Below are 17,478 nucleotides of genomic sequence, written 5' to 3'. Positions count from 1 at the left end.
GCTACAAAAAAGCCCCAGTCACTGCACAGTGACTGGGGCTTTTCATTGAGCCTGATAAATCAGGCCCGGTCGCGTTCCAGCAAAGGTTTCAAGTAGTAACCCGTGTGGGACTGCGGCATTTCGGAGACTTGCTCCGGCGTGCCCACTGCGATGATCTGGCCGCCTTTCGAGCCACCTTCCGGCCCCAGATCCACCAGCCAGTCAGCAGTCTTGATCACATCCAGGTTGTGCTCGATCACTACCACGGTGTTGCCGTGGTCGCGCAGGCGATGCAACACGTCCAGCAGTTGCTGGATATCCGCAAAGTGCAGGCCTGTGGTCGGCTCATCAAGGATATACAGGGTCTTGCCGGTGTCACGCTTGGACAGTTCACGCGACAGCTTCACCCGTTGCGCTTCGCCACCAGACAATGTCGTCGCCGATTGCCCCAGCTTGATATACGACAAGCCCACATCCATCAACGTCTGCAGCTTGCGCGCCAATGCCGGAACCGCATCGAAGAACACGCGAGCTTCCTCGATGGTCATCTCCAGGGTTTCGTGGATGCTCTTGCCCTTGTATTTGATCTCCAGCGTCTCGCGGTTGTAACGCTTGCTCTTGCACACATCGCACGGCACGTAGATGTCGGGCAGAAAGTGCATTTCAACCTTGATCAAGCCATCGCCCTGACAGGCTTCGCAGCGGCCGCCCTTGACGTTGAAGGAGAACCGGCCCGGCCCGTAGCCCCGCGAGCGGGATTCCGGCACGCCAGCGAACAGTTCACGAATGGGTGTGAACAGCCCGGTATACGTCGCCGGGTTGGAGCGCGGTGTACGGCCAATCGGGCTCTGGTCGATATCCACGACCTTATCCAAATGCTCCAGGCCCTTGATGCTGTCGTGCGCTGCTGCTTCCAACGTAGTCGCGCCGTTCAAGGCGGTAGCACTCAGCGGGAACAGCGTATTGTTGATCAGCGTCGATTTGCCCGAACCGGAAACACCGGTCACGCAAGTGAGCAAACCAATCGGGATTTCCAGGTCAACATTGCGCAGGTTGTTGCCGCGAGCGCCTTTGAGGTGCAACGCCAGCTTCTTATTGCGTGGTGTGCGCTTGGCTGGTACTTCAATCTTCACACGACCAGACAGGTACTTGCCGGTCAACGAGTCCGGATGAGACATGACTTCCGCAGGCGTGCCCTCGGCGACGATATGTCCGCCATGCACACCGGCCCCTGGGCCGATATCGACCACGTAATCCGCCAGGCGGATCGCATCTTCATCATGCTCGACCACGATCACCGTGTTGCCGATATCCCGCAGGTGCTTCAACGTACCCAGCAGGCGATCGTTGTCTCGCTGGTGCAAGCCAATCGACGGTTCGTCGAGGATGTACAAAACACCCACAAGACCCGCGCCAATCTGGCTGGCCAAACGAATACGCTGCGCCTCACCGCCGGATAACGTGTCCGCACTGCGATCCAGCGACAGGTAGTCGAGACCAACGTTAACCAGGAACTGCAGTCGCTCGCGAATTTCCTTGAGGATCTTGTCGGCAATCTCCCCGCGGCGTCCCGTCAGCTTGAGTACACCGAAGTATTCACAGGCATCACCAATCGGCAGGTTGGTCACCGCCGGCAATGTCTTTTCGCCCACCCATACATGCCGCGCTTCACGGCGCAGGCGAGTGCCTCGGCAATCCGGGCAAGGTTGGGTGCTGAGGAATTTCGCCAGTTCTTCGCGCACGCTCGCCGATTCAGTTTCGCGATAGCGACGTTCAAGGTTCGGCACGATGCCTTCGAACGGGTGGGAGCGTTTGACGATATCGCCACGGTCGTTCAGGTATTTGAAGTCAACGTTCTGCGAGCCGCTGCCATGCAGGATGACCTTTTGCTGATCCGCCGGCAGTTGGTTGAACGGCACTTCCAGGCTGAATTTATAGTGGGACGCCAACGATCCCAGCATCTGGAAGTAATAGACGTTGCGCCTGTCCCAGCCGCGTATCGCACCCTCCGCCAATGTCAGCTCGCCATTGACCAGCCGCTTGATGTCGAAGAACTGTTTAACCCCCAGGCCGTCACAGGTCGGGCAAGCACCGGCGGGGTTGTTGAAGGAAAACAGCTTGGGTTCCAGCTCGCTGATGGCATGGCCGCAGATCGGGCAAGCGAAACGTGCGGAGAAGATGATCTCTTCCCCCGGCTCGTCATCCATCGGCGCTACCAGGGCAATGCCGTCCGCCAACTTCAACGCCGTCTCGAAAGACTCTGCCAAGCGCTGTTGCAGGTCGGCACGTACCTTGAAACGGTCAACCACCACATCAATGCTGTGCTTCTTCTGCTTGTCGAGCTTCGGCGCTTCATCCAGCTCATACAGCTTGCCGTTGATGCGAGCGCGCACAAAACCCTGGGCGCGCAACTCTTCGAAGACGGAAAGATGTTCGCCTTTGCGCTCGCGAATCACCGGCGCCAGCAGCATCAGTTTCGCGCCTTCCGGCTGGGCCAGTACCAGGTCGACCATTTGGCTGACGGTCTGCGCCTCCAGTGGAATGTCGTGGTCCGGGCAACGCGGAATACCCACGCGTGCATAGAGCAGGCGCAGGTAGTCGTAGATTTCGGTAATGGTGCCCACGGTGGAGCGTGGGTTATGGGAGGTCGACTTCTGTTCGATGGAAATCGCCGGCGACAGGCCTTCGATGGTGTCGACGTCGGGTTTTTCCATCATCGACAGGAACTGCCGGGCATAGGCCGACAGCGATTCCACATAGCGACGCTGGCCTTCGGCATACAGCGTGTCGAACGCCAGGGACGATTTGCCGGAGCCGGACAAGCCGGTGATGACGATCAGTTTGTCCCGGGGCAGGGTCAGGTCGATGTTCTTCAGGTTGTGGGTTCTAGCCCCACGAATCAGGATCTTGTCCAAGATGGCCTCGCACGGCGGGCGTAAATAATGCCGGAGTATACGGCTAAAGACTGGATGAATATACACTGTCAAAAGGCCGCTTGCAGCCTTACATGAAAGCTGCGCGGCAAACCGCCGCATATACCCTCTTAATCGATGGGACTGGTAGAATCGCCGCCGGTTCACACGAGGTTTTTCCATGCACGATCCCCACAGCGAACGCATGAGCAGCGGCGAGACGCGAGCAGCAAGCGGTCTGGCCCTGGTGTTCGCCTTCCGTATGCTTGGCATGTTTATGGTGTTGCCGGTACTGGCGACCTATGGAATGGATCTCGCAGGAGCGACCCCCGCACTGATCGGCCTGGCCATTGGCGCGTATGGCCTGACCCAGGCGCTTTTCCAGATTCCGTTCGGGATCATTTCCGACCGCATCGGTCGTCGTCCGGTGATTTACCTGGGGTTGATCGTCTTTGCCCTCGGCAGTGTGCTCGCTGCGCAATCAGATTCGATCTGGGGCGTGATCGCTGGCCGTGTCCTACAGGGTGCCGGTGCGATTTCCGCGGCCGTCATGGCACTGCTGTCGGACCTGACCCGCGAACAACACCGCACCAAAGCCATGGCGATGATCGGCATGACCATCGGCCTGTCGTTTGCCGTGGCCATGGTGGTCGGGCCACTCCTGACCCGTGCGTTCGGCCTGCACGGGCTGTTTCTCGCCACCGGCGGCATGGCGTTGTTTGGCATCGTGGTCGTCGCGTTTATGGTGCCGCGCTCCACCGGCACCCTGCAGCACCGTGAGTCGGGCGTTGCGCGCAAGGCGTTGCTGCCGACGCTCAAACATCCGGACCTGCTGCGCCTGGATTTAGGTATCTTCGTATTACACGCGATGCTGATGTGCAGCTTCGTTGCGCTGCCCCTGGCGCTGGTGGAAAAAGCCGGCCTGCCCAAGGAACAGCACTGGTGGGTCTACCTTACCGCGCTGTTGATTTCGTTCTTCGCCATGATCCCGTTCATCATTTATGGCGAGAAAAAACGCAAAATGAAACGAGTTCTGTTGGGCGCCGTCGCGACGCTGATGCTCACTGAGCTATTCTTCTGGCAGTTCGGCGACAGCCTGCGGGCGCTGGTAGTGGGGACGGTGGTGTTTTTCACTGCGTTCAACCTGCTGGAGGCTTCGCTGCCTTCGCTGATCAGTAAAGTTTCACCGGCCGGCGGCAAGGGCACGGCGATGGGGGTGTATTCCACCAGCCAGTTCCTGGGTTCTGCACTGGGCGGCATCATGGGTGGCTGGATGTTCCAGCATGGCGGTTTGTCGGTTGTGTTCCTGGGATGCGCAGGTCTGGCTGCCCTCTGGCTAGCCTTTGCTGTTACCATGCGCGAACCTCCCTATGTAACGAGCCTGCGTTTGCCGTTATCGCCCGAAGCGATCCGCGAAGCCGGTCTGGTCGAGCGCCTTAAGGCCGTTACCGGGGTTACCGATGCCGTGGTTGTTGCTGAAGAAGCCGCCATCTACATCAAATTGGACACCGAATTATTGGATCGCGCGACGCTCGAGCAACTGGTCAACCCAGTGCCGACAGCGCGCCCAGCCTAGGAGAACGTTATGGCCCGTGGGGTTAACAAAGTCATATTGGTCGGTACATGCGGCCAGGATCCCGAAGTTCGCTACCTGCCTAACGGTAACGCCGTGACCAACCTGAGTCTGGCGACCAGCGAACAGTGGACCGACAAGCAAACTGGCCAGAAGGTCGAGAAAACCGAATGGCACCGTGTGTCGATGTTCGGCAAGGTTGCTGAGATCGCCGGTGAGTACCTGCGCAAAGGTTCGCAGGTCTACATCGAAGGCAAGCTGCAAACCCGCGAGTGGGAAAAAGACGGTATCAAGCGTTACACCACCGAAATCGTGGTCGACATGCAAGGCACCATGCAACTGCTGGGCGGCCGTCCACAGGGCGACCAACAGGGCCAGGGCGGCATGTCCAACTCGGCACCGCGTCCACAGCAGTCCCGTCCGCAGCCAAGCCAGCAGCCTCAGCGTGAGTCGCGTCCAGCGCCACAGCAGGCCGCTCCACAGCCGGCAGCCGATTTCGACAGCTTTGATGACGATATCCCGTTCTAAGGTCTAATACCTGGAATGCACAAAACCCTCGACAGCCCACGCTTCGAGGGTTTTTTATTGCCCGTTAATCCCTAGACAGGAAGGAAAGCCGCGATGACCTGGTCAGCCAAGCAATACACGATGTTCGAACAACAGCGCACCCGTCCCGTCCGTGACTTGGTGGCGGCCATTCCGAATGCCGACGTGCGCACTGCCGTTGACCTGGGCTGCGGCCCTGGAAACTCTACCCAGGTGCTGGCCGAGCGCTTCGCGGATGCAAAAGTCACCGGCCTGGACAGCTCCGACGACATGCTGGTCGACGCGCGTAAACGCCTGCCGGCCCATAACTTCGAACTGGCGGACATTGGCAATTGGAACCCCGCGCAACCGTTCGATGTGATCCTCGCCAACGCCTCACTGCAATGGCTGCCAAACCACGCGACACTCTACCCGCACCTGGTCAACCAACTGACACCGGGCGGCACGCTGGCGGTGCAAACCCCGGACAACCTTGACGAACCTGCGCACCGCCTCGCCCGTGAAGTCGCCGCTGAGGGGCCTTGGGCCGCCAAGATCGGTGCGGTCAAACACAACGAGCGTCACACGGCGAGCTATTACTACGAGCTGCTGAGCAAACATTGCAGCACCGTCGATGTGTGGCGCACCACCTACCTGCACCCTCTGGCCGACCACGGGGCAGTGGTGGAGTGGTTCAAGGCATCGGCCCTGAGGCCGTTCCTCGCGCCGTTGGCCGACAGCGAAAAAGCCGCGTTCCTACAGGAATATCAGGCGCGGATCACCCAGGCCTATCCAGCCCTGGCCGATGGCACCGTATTGCTGCCATTCCCGCGCCTGTTCATCATCGCGACCCGTTAGCGCCCTGCCAACAAGTGGCGGTCATGCCGCCGCTTGTGTCTTCAAATACTCATCCGCTGACACCACGCCCGCATAGCCAAATGCCAGCGATGCCATATAAGCCCCGTGCACCTGCGCCGCTGGAATCACCTGCCCATTGAATTCCTGATCCCGCGTGGCGCAGGCGTCATGAATCACCGTGACTTTATAGCCAAGATCCGCCGCGGCCCGTACCACGGCATCGATGCACATATGGCTCATGCTGCCGACCACCACCAGTTCCGTGATGCTGCGTTGTTCCAGCAGCGAACGCAGGTTGGTTTCACGAAACGCATTCACGAAGTGCTTGAGCACCACCGGCTCGTTGCCCTCGTTCAGCACCTTGTTGTGCAGATGGGCGCCCGCAGAACCTGGGGTGAAGAATGGCGCGTCGTCGGAAGTGAATTCATGACGCACGTGAATCACCGCATCCCCCGCCTGGCGAAACGCTTGCAGCACCTGCGCCGCTTTGTCCGCGGCGGCCTCCACGCCATCGAGGGGCCACTTGCCCTGGGGGAAGTAGTCGTTCTGGATATCGATTAGGATGAGCGCTTGCTTGGCCATGGGTATTGCCTCGTGATGGGTTGATGGGGTCCAGTATCTTGGCTGGCGCCCGCACCGTGGATTGGCTGCACCGACAATAACAGGGGGAAAACTGACAATGGCGGTTGTTGAGCTGGGGGTGTTGATTTATCAAGGCGCGCAATTGGCGGCTGTGCATGGTCTGACCGATCTGTTTGGCGTGGCCAACCGCATCGCCGCCGAGCATCAATCCAACCAACTGCCAGTGCTGCGCGTCAGCCATTGGCAGGTCGACGCCGCCGGTCAACCTGCACGGGTATTCGACAGTCACCCAGGCCCCGGCCAACCCATGATGGCCGTACTGGTCCCGCCGTCGATAGGCGAATTTACCGAGGAACAGGCGCCTCCTGCGCTCCTGGAGTGGATTCGCCAGCAACACAGGGCGGGCACGGTATTGGGCGGTGTGTGCATCGGCTCGATCATGCTGGCGCGCAGTGGTCTGCTGGACGGGCGCAGTGCCACTACACATTGGTCGTCCGCCAAGTCCTTCGCCACGCGTTACCCGGCGGTGCGGCTGGAGGCGGATAAACCCATTGTCGATGACGGCGACCTGATCACCACCGCCGGCCTGATGGCCTGGTCCGAGCTGGGCCTGCGCTTGGTGGACCGCTTGATGGGCCCGAGCATCGCCGCCGATACCGCACGTTTCCTGGTGATCGAACACAGTGACAGCGCCAGCCAGTGCGGCAGCAACTTTGCGCCGATCCTCGGGCACGGTGATGCCGCGATCCTCAAGGTCCAGCATTGGTTGCAGGCCAGTGGCGCGGTTGACGTTTCCATCACGGTGATGGCCCAAGAGGCGGGCCTGGAAGAACGCACCTTCCTGCGGCGCTTTCGCAATGCTACGGGTTTGAAACCGACCGAGTACTGCCAACACCTGCGGGTGGGTAAGGCCCGGCAAATGCTCGAGTTCACCAACGGCACCATCGACCATATCGCCTGGACCGTGGGCTACCAGGACCCCAGCGCTTTTCGCGCCATCTTCAAGAAAATCACCGGTCTGGCCCCCAGCGATTACCGCAGCCGGTTTGGCGTATGAATCGTGCAGAACACCGCCGACCGACGGTAGTGTCGTGCAGAATAAAACAGGCCAACTGCCATCGGTTTTTTCACAACTGTCTGATTTAACAGCCATCGTTGCCCGCAACGTCTTGGCTTGATCCCTGCAACCCTCCCTCTACACACATGGCTGGATCGCCAAGGGGGACGCATGACCCCGACCCAACGCAAAAAAACCGTCGTCGCTCACTCCACGCGAGAGGGCGCGCCGTTGCACGAGATCGAAACCAATCGCGCCCTGGCGCGCTGGCTGGCGCAGATCCTGGGACTCAAGTTCGGTGGCAGCTACGACATCGACCTGCACGCAGGCCGAGCGTTATACCTGCTGCCCACGCAAACCTTGGTGGGCGCCACCCAAGCCCGCGCACTGCACATCAAAGGCCCGGAAGACCTGTGGGGCGGATACGTCGATCACGATTTCATCGCCACCAAAGCCATTAGCCATGAGCTGCTCAGCCCCGATGCGACGGCTCCTGAGGGCTGGTCGCCGTTGTTCTGCCAGCGTGTTCGAAAGGTCGTGCTGGATGGCTTAAGCGTGTTCGCGCTGGAAGATGCGCGGCCCGCCGCGATGCGTTTGCTCGACAACGGTCCCATCCGCTTGAAACCCGTGCATGCCTGCGCCGGGCGCGGTCAGGAAGTTATCCACAGCCTCGACGCATTCGACACGCTGCTGGCGCGTCCCAACGCCGCAAACGTGTTCAACGAAGGCGTGGTGTTGGAACAAGACCTGCACGACGTCATCACCCACAGCGTCGGCCAGAGTTTTATCAGCGATCACGTGATCAGCTACTGCGGCGAGCAATACCTCACTCAGGACGGGCGGGGCGAAGAGGTTTACGGCGGCTCCAACCTGCTGGTGGTGCCGGGCTACTACGAGGATCTGCTCAAGCTCGACCTACCCGACGACGTGTGCCTGGCTATCCAACAAGCCCAGGTGTTCGACACGGCCGCCGACGAAGCTTACCCAGGTTTCTATGCTTCAAGGCGCAACTACGACATCGCCCAGGGCCTGGACAGCCACGGCCAGCGCCGCAGCGGTGTGCTCGAACAGTCGTGGCGCATGGGCGGCGCCAGCAGCGCGGAAGTCGCGGCGCTGCAGAGCTTTATCAACAACCCCGACTTGCGCGCCATTCATGTGTCCTCGGTGGAAACCTACGTGGACCAGGCGCTGCCGGCGGATGCCATCGAGGTGTACCGCGGGCCGGCGGAAAACAGCGACTTTCTTCTCAAGTACGTGACGGTTAAATCTTATGACGGCTAGAAGCGAAAGCATTGCGATCGATATTGACGACGAACAGATGAGCGGCACCTTTCTCAGTCCCAAGTCCAAAGTCCCCGGCGTGTTGTTCGTGCACGGCTGGGGCGGTAGCCAGGAGCGTGACCTTGAGCGCGCCAAAGGCATCGCCGGTTTGGGCTGCGTGTGCCTCACCTTCGACCTGCGCGGGCATGCTGGCACCGGTATTCCCTTGTCCCGCGTCACCCGCGAAGACAACCTGCGTGACCTGCTGGCGGCGTACGACCGGCTGCTGTCCCACCCGGCCATCGACACCTCGGCGGTGGCGGTGGTGGGCACCAGTTATGGCGGATACCTAGCGGCGATCCTCACCTCATTGCGCCCCGTGCGCTGGCTGGCGCTGAGAGTGCCGGCGCTGTACCGCGACCAGGAATGGCTCAAGCCCAAGCGCGAGCTGGATAAGGTCGACTTGATGGAGTATCGCGGCACGTTGGTGCATGCCGAAACCAACCGGGCGTTGCATGCCTGCGCGAAGTTCACGGGGGATGTATTGATCGTCGAGTCGGAAACCGATGATCACGTGCCGCACGCCACCATCATGAGTTATCGGGCGGCGTGCCAGCAGACGCATTCGCTGACGCACCGCATTATCGATGGGGCGGATCACTCGTTGAGCGACCCGGTGTCGCAGCAGGCGTACACCTCGATCCTGGTGGACTGGATTACCGAGATGGTGGTGGGGGAGCGGTTGAGCATTATTCAATCCCAATAATTAGGGTGTTCTTTAGATGGTCATCGGGGGCAAGCCCCCTCCCACACTGGATTGGGTTCACAGATTTTGATTTGTGAATACATTCAAATGTGGGAGGGGGCTTGCCCCCGATAGCGCCAGACCAGCCAACCCCGCCTCAAGCCGGAGCCTTCTTGACCCGCAACGCCTTGGCCTTGGCCTCCACCCCCAAATACATCACCAACGCAATCAACAGCGGCACAATAAAATAGATCGCCCGATACGCAATCAACCCCGCCAGCAAACTCCCCCGTGACGCTTCATGTTGCAGCAGTCCAATAAACACCGCCTCCAACACCCCGAGCCCCGCCGGAATGTGGGTGACCACCCCCGCAATCGCGCTGATCAGCAACACCCCCAGCACCAGCGGATAATCCAGCTTGGCCGGCAGCAGGGTAAAAATCACCGCCGCCATCAGCGACCAGTTCAACGCCCCCAGCGCCAACTGCAAACACGCCATACGCAACGACGGCAGGTTGATCTCGATGCCGCGAATCGACCACGCGCGCTTTTTCGAGAACTGGCAGGCCGCCAGATAACCCAGACTGACCAACACCAACAACGCGCCGATGCCCTGCAAAGCGCTGCTGCTGACTTTCCAACCCGGAGGCATCGTCACCAGGCCGCTGCTGAAAATCACCCCCGCCAACGCCATATAGCCAAACCAATTAGTCGCCAGGCTTAGCCCGAGGATCTTGGCGATATTGCCGGTGCTCACCCCCAGCCGCGAATACAAGCGATAGCGCATGGCGATGCCGCCAACCCACGCGCTGAGGTTGAGGTTGAACGCATAGCTGATGATCCCCACCGGCAGGATCTGCTTCCAGCCCAGGTCCTGGCGAATATAGGTACGGCCGATCAGATCAAAGCTGGCGTACACCAGGAAACTGCACAAGGTCAGCCCGCTCGCAATCAACAGCGTGCGCAGTTTGAAGTCGCCCAGGGTCTGCACCACTTCGCTCCAGTCGATGCGCCGGGCGAGCAGGGTGAACAACACGATCAATAGCAGGAAGAAGGCGATGGTCAGCGGCTTTTTCCAGTGCTTGAAGCGGCTTTCAGAGGTCATGGACTGGGCCCTCAAATGGCTTCAAGCGGGGCTTGTGGGCGGGCAACCAACCGGTCATGGCAGGGAAGTGGCGCATCACATGAAACACCAGGAAACCGACGGTCAGTCGCCACAGCCATAAGCGTGGCTTGCGGTTTTCCGGCATGGTTTGGCAATGGGTGTGAGCGAGTATTTCCAGGCGCTCGTAAAGCTGTTGATTGAACTCACGGTCACGAATCAACACATTGGCTTCCAGGTTCAGCGACAGGCTCAACGGGTCCAGGTTGCTCGAACCCACGGTGCTCCACTCGTCATCTACCAGCGCGACTTTGCCGTGCAGCGGGCGCTGGCAATACTCGTGGATCACCACGCCGTCTTTGAGCAAATAGTCATACAGCATGCGGGCCGCCAGCTTGGCCAGCAGTACATCCGGCTGGCCTTGCATGATCAGTTGCACGTGCACGCCACGGCGCGCGGCATTGCGGATCTCCCGCAGCAGTCGGTAGCCGGGGAAGAAGTAGGCGTTGGCGATCACCACACGTTGCTGCGCTTTGCTCAGGGCGTGGATATACGCCTCTTCGATATCATCGCGATGGTGCACGTTGTCGCGGTAGATCAAGCGCACCTGGCCCTCACCCTGATCGGCCCACAGCGCTGGCCGCTGCTGCCGCCGGCGCCAACCGCGACGAGTGCGCACCTGGCGACCGCTTTGCGCGAGGGCGAAGTGATGCACATCGGCCACCGCCGGGCCGGTCACCTGCACCGCATAATCCTGTTTGGCTTCCGGGCCGAAGTCGCCCAAGTGGTCGGCGGAGAAATTGATCCCGCCGATAAACGCCACGGCCGCGTCCACCACCACAATCTTGCGGTGCAAGCGGCGGAACCAGTTGGTGCGAAACCCCAGGGTCTTGGACGCCGGGTCGAACATCTGCACGGTCACGCCTGCCTCTGCCAATGCGCCGAGAAACCCGGGGCTCAGCTCGCCACAGCCGAAGCCATCCAGGCTCACCACCACCTTCACACCCCGCTGCGCGGCTTCGATCAGGATGCCTTGCAGCTCATGCCCGACCTTGTCTTCGAACAAGATAAACGTCTCCAGCAGGATCTCCCGCTGCGCCGCCCTGAGCGCTTCGAACACCCTGGGAAAGTACGCCTCGCCGTTCTCCAGCAACTCGACCTGGTTGCCGCGCTGCCAGCCGTAGTCCAGGTCGCGGACCTTGGCGTCGTCCGGCGGCTGGTCGGTGGCGATATGTTCTACGGCCATGTTCATAGCTCGATCTCCACCGACAGCGGCACGTGGTCCGACAGGTGAGACCAGGGCCGGGTGGTCAGTACGCGGGGGTTGTGCACTTTCACATTGCGCACGTAGATGCGGTCCAGCGGCAGCAACGGCAAGCGCGCCGGGAAGGTACGCGGCGGCTTGCCGTAGGTTTCGATAAACACTTCCCGCAGGCCGCTCTGGCTGAGGTCGGCCTGCTTGCGCCAATCGTTGAAATCACCCGCGACCACCAACGGTGCATCGGCTGGAATCTCGCTGATGCGTTGTTCAAGCAAGCGCAATTGTTGCTGGCGATGCACCTCGCGCAGGCCCAGGTGAATGCAGATTGCATGCACTTCCTGGCCGGTGCCCGGCAAGCGCAGCACGCAATGCAGCAGGCCACGGTTTTCATGGCCGCTCTGGGAGATGTCGAGGTTGTCGTAACGCACGATCTGGAATTTCGACAGCAACGCATTGCCGTGGTCGCCGTGGGGGTACACCGCGTTACGCCCGTAGGCGAACTGCGGCCAGATGCTGTCGGCGAGGAACTCGTACTGCGGCATGTTCGGCCACTCGCTGTAACGCTGCGGGTGGCGCTCGTGGGTGCCGTGGATCTCCTGCAAAAACACCATGTCGGCGCCCACACTGCGCACCGCTTCACGCAGCTCGGGCAGGATGAAGCGCCGATTCAGGGCGGTGAAGCCCTTGTGGATATTGACCGTCAGCACCGTGAAGCGAGTGATGGCGACGCTGGGGGTGATGGGCACCCAGTCGGGAATCGCAGCCATGGTTGCTCCTGAAAAAGAGTGGGGCGAGGCCCCGTTTATGGCTGACTGTGCTGTTTGACAGAAAGTTTCCAGCGTCCTACAGACGGCACAAAGATGCCGAAACAGGGGAACGTTCGAGTTTCAAACCCGTCAGTTCCTTACAGACCCTTCTGAAGGAGCTCGGTGTTTTGCTGAATTTTAAAACTGCATTGCTGCTTGGCCTGCTGCTGGTGTGCGGCAATGGTGCCCTGCAAGCCGCGACGGCACCTGAGCCCGCGGCAAAACCCGAGCTGCTGGTAGAAGGCGGCTTGCTCGGCGCCATCAGTTCCAGCATTGACGACGTGCAGGAAAAACTCGATCTCAACCAAAATCTGATCGATGCCTGGCGTCTGCGGGCCGACCGTGCGGCGGATGAAGTCGGGCGGCTGGTGGACCAGACTTCCGAGCGTTCGCCGTGGAGCGTGGCCGGGGACTTTCTGTTGTTGTCCGGGGTGTGGATCGGCGCGTTTACCGTGCTCACCGTGCTGGGACGTTTTTTCGTGCAGCGCTTGAGCCGTCGCACATTCGTCGAGCAGCGCGAGCGCCTGCAAGGGGTACTCGGCTATGTGGTGCCGTATACGATTCCCGCGCTGATCTGCCTGCCGTTGACCCTGTATGTCAGTCACTTCCTGCCCACCTCCATTGGGCGCGCGCTGGCGCTGTGTTTCGCCTATGCCACCAGCAGTGGTATTTTTTCCACGTCGATGCTGTTGTGCGTCATCGTCATGTTTAACGTGGGCCACAAGCGAACGGCCGTGCGGATTATCCGCGATTACTGTCCCAAGCCGCTGTTCCTGATCGGCTTCCTTGCCGCCCTCAGCGATGCCCTGACCAGCCCGCAAATCGCCCGGCAGTTGGGCGGCAATATCACCAGCAGTGTCGCGGTGTTCACCGGGTTGTTCGCGGCGGTGATCTTCGGCGTGCTGGTGGTGCGCCTGCGCCGGCCAGTGGCGCACCTGATTCGCAACCGTCCACTGGCTCCGCGCCTGGCGCACCCTGCGCTGCAACAGTCACTGCGGGTGTTTTCCGGGTTGTGGTACTGGCCAATCCTGTTGATGGTGCTGGTCTCGGCGATCAACCTGATCGGCGCCGGCGATGACAATCAGAAGGCCCTGCGCTGTGCGTTGTTCACCACGATTCTGCTGATCGGCACGGTATTTCTCAGCACCGTGCTGCAACACCTGTTCAAGTCTCGCAGCCAGGTCGCCATCCAGCGCAGCAGTGCCTACAAGGAGCGCTTTCTCAGCCTGTTGCACGCGGTGTTGCGCATTGCGATGGCGATTGGGTTTATTGAGATCCTCGGGCGAATCTGGGGGGTGTCGCTGTTTGAATTTGCCCAGCGCAACTCGGTGGGCCGGGCGATCAGCGATTCCCTCAGCAGCATCGGTTTGATCCTGCTGATGACCTGGCTGTTCTGGGTCGTGCTCGACACGGCGATCCAGGAAGCGCTGAAACCACCGGTGAATAAACGCTCCAACCGCCAGCCCAGCACGCGGGTGAAAACCATCCTGCCGCTGGTGCGTAACGCGGTGAAGATCATCCTGGTGGTGATCTGCGCGATCACCACCATGGCCAACCTGGGCATCAACGTCGCGCCGTTGCTGGCCGGTGCCGGTGTGGTCGGCCTAGCCATCGGTTTCGGCTCGCAGCAGCTGGTGCAGGATGTGATCACCGGCCTGTTCATCATCATCGAAGACACCTTGTCCATCGGCGACTGGGTGGTGCTCGACTCCGGTCACGCCGGCACGGTCGAAGGCCTGACCATCCGCACCTTGCGCCTGCGGGACGGCAAAGGGTTTGTGCACTCGGTGCCGTTCGGGCAGATCAAGGCGGTCACCAACCAGTCGCGGCAGTTTGCCTATGCGTTCTTCTCAGTGCAGTTCACCTACGACACCGATGTGGACAAGGCCGTGGAGTTGATTCGCGAGGCGGGGCAGTCGATTCGCGACGACGTGTTCCTCAAGTACAACCTGCAAGGGCCGCTGGAGGTGTTTGGTGTCGACAAGATGGACCTCAACGGCGTGGTGCTCACGGCGCAGTTCCGTACCGTGTCCGGTGGGCAGTACGCGGTGAGCCGGGCATTTAACCAGCGCTTGAAAAAGCTTGTGGATAACTGTGACGAGGTGCAGTTCGCGCAGACTTACCCACAGCAGGTTTTATTGCCCAGGCGTGGGGCGCAGGTGGATGAAGAAGGGGTGAACAGTCCTGTGCTTAAGCAGTGACTGTACTGGCCTCATCGGGGGCAAGCCCCCTCCCACATCTGATAGGCGCCGTGGTCAAAATGTGGGAGGGGGCTTGCCCCCGATGGGGCCCTCAATGCCTGATCAACTTCTCCAGCACCGCCTGCTGATCAATCTTCCGCCCAATCCAACACGTTTCAATCGCGTAGTTTGTCCGTGACGGTTGCGCTACAAACCCGCAAAATGCAACGATTCTGACAAATACCTAAACAGCCATCGTTCCACACTGACCGGGCCTGCTCAATCTATGCGAATGCGCCTTATGTTACTGGGCGGCGGGAATGCCCTCGGGCAGGCGCTGATTCGCCTCGGTGCAGAGGAAGACATCGGCTTCCTCGCCCCCAAACCGCCCCAAGACGGCTGGGATGCCGCGAGCCTTACCCAATTGCTCGACGACACCCGTCCCGATGCGTTGATCAACCTCGCCTACTACTTCGACTGGTTCCAGGCCGAAGCCGTCAGCGAAACCCGCCTGGCTGCCCAGGAGTTCGCCATCGAACGCCTGGCCGAACTGTGCCAGCACCACACCATCACCTTGCTGCAACCGTCCAGCTACCGTGTGTTCGATGGCTCCCGCGCCACCGCCTACAGCGAAAAAGACGAGCCGGTGCCCCTGGGCCTGCGCGGCCAGGCGTTGTGGCGTATTGAGCAGAGCGTGCGCGCGGCCTGCCCGCAGCATGTGCTGCTGCGCTTTGGCTGGCTGTTGGATGACAGTGTCGAAGGGGCCCTCGGGCGCTTCCTGGCCCGGGCTGAAAAACCGGATGAATTGCTGATGGCGGACGACCGTCGCGGCAACCCGACACCGGTGGACGATGCGGCACGGGTGATCATCTCGGTGCTGAAACAGCTCGATTGCGCGGCGCCGCTGTGGGGCACTTACCACTACGCCGGGCAAGAGGCGACCACACCGTTGGCGCTGGGCCAGGCGATCCTCACCGAAGCACGCAACTACCATCCACTGGCTATCGAGTCCCCCACTGCCCAGGCCCACGCAGCCCGGCCGGATGCCAGCGATGAACCGCAACATGCGGTGCTGGCGTGCAAGAAGATCCTGCACACCTTCGGCATCAAGCCACGGGCATGGCGGGCGGGGTTACCGGCGTTGCTGGACAGGTTCTACCGGCATACCTGAAGAAACAGAGATCCAAATGTGGGAGAGCTTTATGTGGGAGGGGGCTTGCCCCCGATAGCAGTGGGTCAGTCACTGATTTATGACTGATACACCGCTATCGGGGGCAAGCCCCCTCCCACACAAGCCCCTCCCACAGGGTTATGCCGTTTTGCTTAGAACTTGTAGCCAATCCCCACCATGTAAACCATCGGGTCCACGTCCACATTGACCTTGGCGCGAGTGCCCTGGCCCAGTGCGTTGTTGTCCACAGTGGCCTTGGTGCTGATGTCGATGTAGCGCGCCTGGGCGTTGATCATCCACTTGTCGTTGATCATGTAGTCCGCGCCGATCTGCGCGGCCCAGCCCCAGGAGTTCTCTGCCTTGAAGTTGCTGAACCCTTCGCCCTGGGCACGGCTGCCGACGTGTTCGTCGTAGATCCAGGTGTAGTTGATACCGGCGCCCACGTACGGTTGGAACGCGGACTTGTTGTCCAGCGGGTAGTACACGACGCTCAGGGTCGGCGGCAGGTGTTTCAGGGTGCCGAGCTTACCGTTGGCAGCGCCGAGGGCAGTGCCCTTGATCTTCACGTCATGCTCGAACGGTGTGGCCGCCAGCAACTCGATACCGACGTGGTTGGTCAGCATGTAGGCGAAGTTCAAGCCCAGTTGGGTGTCGCTGCTCATGGTCGCCTTGCCGCCCAGGTTGGTGCCCGCCAGCGGGCCCTGGTCAACCTTTACGTGACCGCTGTCGGCCTTCGGGTTAACGGTGATCGCGCCCGCGCGAACCAGGATGTCGCCCGCTTCGTGGGCGTGTGCGACAGGGGCGACGAGGGCCAGCGCGAAGAGGGACGCGCCGAGCAGAGACTTGTTCATGGGAGCTCCAGAGGACGTTTAAAAGTTGTAGGTCCAATGGTAAAGATCGTTCCGTTCGGTCTTTTGACTCAGCTCAATGAAAGGGTGATCAGCGTTATTCCGGCAGTTCGTACATATAAATCTTGTCGGCATCCATCTGGTAACTGGCGTCGGCCAGTTCGCTGCTGGACGGCTTGACCTGCATCGCGCCTTCGATCCAGTACGGCTGGTACAGCTCATCGAGTTTCACCCCGACTTCGCTTTTGACATGCACGATTTGGTTCGACGGCGGCGGTGGCACATGGATGCACGCGCCGAAGTACGGCACCAGCAGAAACTCTGTGGTGCGACCGGCTTCGCTCACTTCCAGCGGCACGATGTACCCCGGCAGGCGGATATGCTGGCCATCGAGGGCCTTGACCGCCGGCGCGTGGGGCATCTCCTGCTTGGCTGCTGGCGCCGACTCCAGTGCGTCGGCCATGCCGGACAGGTTGTGCAGCGGCGTCATATTGGGCACGACCGGCATCGCATCCGGTGGAATCAGGTCCGACCATGTCAGCTCTTTGGGCTCGGCGGCCCAGACGGGCAGGGCCACCAGCAACAACAGTGCAGCGAGTGCGCGACGCATCAAAGCCTT

The 17,478-nt window shown here is 60.7% G+C and carries 15 protein-coding genes; 8 read left to right on the top strand and 7 right to left on the bottom strand.

What is annotated here, in order from left to right:
• Nucleotides 1-59 precede the first annotated feature (59 nt).
• Nucleotides 60-2,894, bottom strand: a complete 2,835-nt coding sequence (gene uvrA, locus DYL61_RS11595; RefSeq protein ID WP_105698430.1) for an excinuclease ABC subunit UvrA — start codon at nt 2,892-2,894, stop codon at nt 60-62.
• Nucleotides 2,895-3,072: 178 nt separating this feature from the next.
• On the opposite strand from uvrA, the gene DYL61_RS11590 reads away from it, so the two are divergent.
• The 3 genes from DYL61_RS11590 to tam all read left to right on the top strand — a co-directional run bounded on the left by DYL61_RS11590 (nt 3,073) and on the right by tam (nt 5,847).
• Entirely contained in the window at nt 3,073-4,467 is a 1,395-nt protein-coding gene (locus DYL61_RS11590) for an MFS transporter (protein WP_135308432.1), read from the top strand.
• Nucleotides 4,468-4,476: 9 nt separating this feature from the next.
• Nucleotides 4,477-4,992, top strand: coding sequence for a single-stranded DNA-binding protein (locus DYL61_RS11585; RefSeq protein ID WP_017849542.1), 516 nt, complete (start codon nt 4,477-4,479; stop codon nt 4,990-4,992).
• A 93-nt stretch (nt 4,993-5,085) separates the two neighbouring features.
• A complete protein-coding gene (tam, locus tag DYL61_RS11580; protein ID WP_135308431.1) occupies nt 5,086-5,847 on the top strand; it encodes a trans-aconitate 2-methyltransferase in 762 nt (253 codons plus the stop codon).
• 21 nt (nt 5,848-5,868) lie between these two features.
• Here tam and DYL61_RS11575 read toward each other — a convergent pair whose 3' ends face one another.
• Nucleotides 5,869-6,429 (bottom strand): cysteine hydrolase family protein, encoded by a 561-nt coding sequence (locus DYL61_RS11575; protein WP_135308430.1) that lies wholly within the window; start codon nt 6,427-6,429, stop codon nt 5,869-5,871.
• A gap of 97 nt (nt 6,430-6,526) precedes the next feature.
• On the opposite strand from DYL61_RS11575, the gene DYL61_RS11570 reads away from it, so the two are divergent.
• From DYL61_RS11570 to DYL61_RS11560, 3 genes are all read left to right on the top strand, one after another.
• The gene (locus tag DYL61_RS11570; RefSeq protein WP_135308429.1) at nt 6,527-7,486 is read left to right on the top strand and encodes a GlxA family transcriptional regulator; all 960 of its coding nucleotides are present in this window, start codon (nt 6,527-6,529) and stop codon (nt 7,484-7,486) included.
• Between the two features lie 171 nt (nt 7,487-7,657).
• Nucleotides 7,658-8,767: a DUF3182 family protein gene (locus DYL61_RS11565; RefSeq protein ID WP_135308428.1), complete on the top strand. Its 1,110-nt coding sequence runs from the start codon at nt 7,658-7,660 to the stop codon at nt 8,765-8,767.
• Nucleotides 8,757-9,512 (top strand): alpha/beta hydrolase family protein, encoded by a 756-nt coding sequence (locus tag DYL61_RS11560; protein ID WP_105698436.1) that lies wholly within the window; start codon nt 8,757-8,759, stop codon nt 9,510-9,512. Before DYL61_RS11565 ends, DYL61_RS11560 begins: the two co-directional genes overlap by 11 nt.
• Nucleotides 9,513-9,648: 136 nt before the next feature.
• On the opposite strand, the gene DYL61_RS11555 is transcribed toward DYL61_RS11560, so the two are convergent.
• The 3 genes from DYL61_RS11555 to DYL61_RS11545 are packed head-to-tail and all read right to left on the bottom strand — an operon-like array spanning nt 9,649 to nt 12,621.
• Nucleotides 9,649-10,596, bottom strand: coding sequence for a lysylphosphatidylglycerol synthase domain-containing protein (locus DYL61_RS11555; protein ID WP_105698437.1), 948 nt, complete (start codon nt 10,594-10,596; stop codon nt 9,649-9,651).
• Nucleotides 10,586-11,845 carry a cardiolipin synthase ClsB gene (clsB, locus tag DYL61_RS11550; RefSeq protein ID WP_135308427.1) on the bottom strand — a complete coding sequence of 420 codons (1,260 nt, stop codon included), beginning with the start codon at nt 11,843-11,845 and terminating at the stop codon, nt 10,586-10,588. The genes DYL61_RS11555 and clsB overlap by 11 nt, the downstream gene beginning before the upstream one ends.
• Entirely contained in the window at nt 11,842-12,621 is a 780-nt protein-coding gene (locus DYL61_RS11545) for an endonuclease/exonuclease/phosphatase family protein (protein ID WP_105698439.1), read from the bottom strand. The genes clsB and DYL61_RS11545 overlap by 4 nt, the downstream gene beginning before the upstream one ends.
• Nucleotides 12,622-12,788: 167 nt before the next feature.
• Between DYL61_RS11545 and DYL61_RS11540 the strand changes: the two genes are divergently transcribed.
• Together DYL61_RS11540 and DYL61_RS11535 are read left to right on the top strand one after the other, a co-directional pair.
• Nucleotides 12,789-14,861 (top strand): mechanosensitive ion channel family protein, encoded by a 2,073-nt coding sequence (locus tag DYL61_RS11540; protein ID WP_135308426.1) that lies wholly within the window; start codon nt 12,789-12,791, stop codon nt 14,859-14,861.
• Nucleotides 14,862-15,126: 265 nt separating this feature from the next.
• Complete coding sequence (locus DYL61_RS11535; RefSeq protein WP_135308425.1) at nt 15,127-16,011, top strand: sugar nucleotide-binding protein; 885 nt, start codon at nt 15,127-15,129, stop codon at nt 16,009-16,011.
• Nucleotides 16,012-16,163: 152 nt separating this feature from the next.
• Here the strand turns inward: DYL61_RS11535 and DYL61_RS11530 are convergent, their stop codons facing one another.
• Nucleotides 16,164-16,862, bottom strand: coding sequence for an OmpW/AlkL family protein (locus tag DYL61_RS11530; RefSeq protein ID WP_135308424.1), 699 nt, complete (start codon nt 16,860-16,862; stop codon nt 16,164-16,166).
• Between the two features lie 94 nt (nt 16,863-16,956).
• Entirely contained in the window at nt 16,957-17,469 is a 513-nt protein-coding gene (locus DYL61_RS11525; protein ID WP_135308423.1) for a DUF3299 domain-containing protein, read from the bottom strand.
• Nucleotides 17,470-17,478: the final 9 nt, after the last annotated feature.

Source organism: Pseudomonas nabeulensis (genome assembly GCF_004682045.1).
In the GTDB taxonomy this organism is placed as follows: Bacteria; Pseudomonadota; Gammaproteobacteria; order Pseudomonadales; family Pseudomonadaceae; genus Aquipseudomonas; species Aquipseudomonas nabeulensis.
Note: the sequence above shows the minus strand (reverse complement) of the source record. Positions and strands in the feature narration are given on the sequence as shown.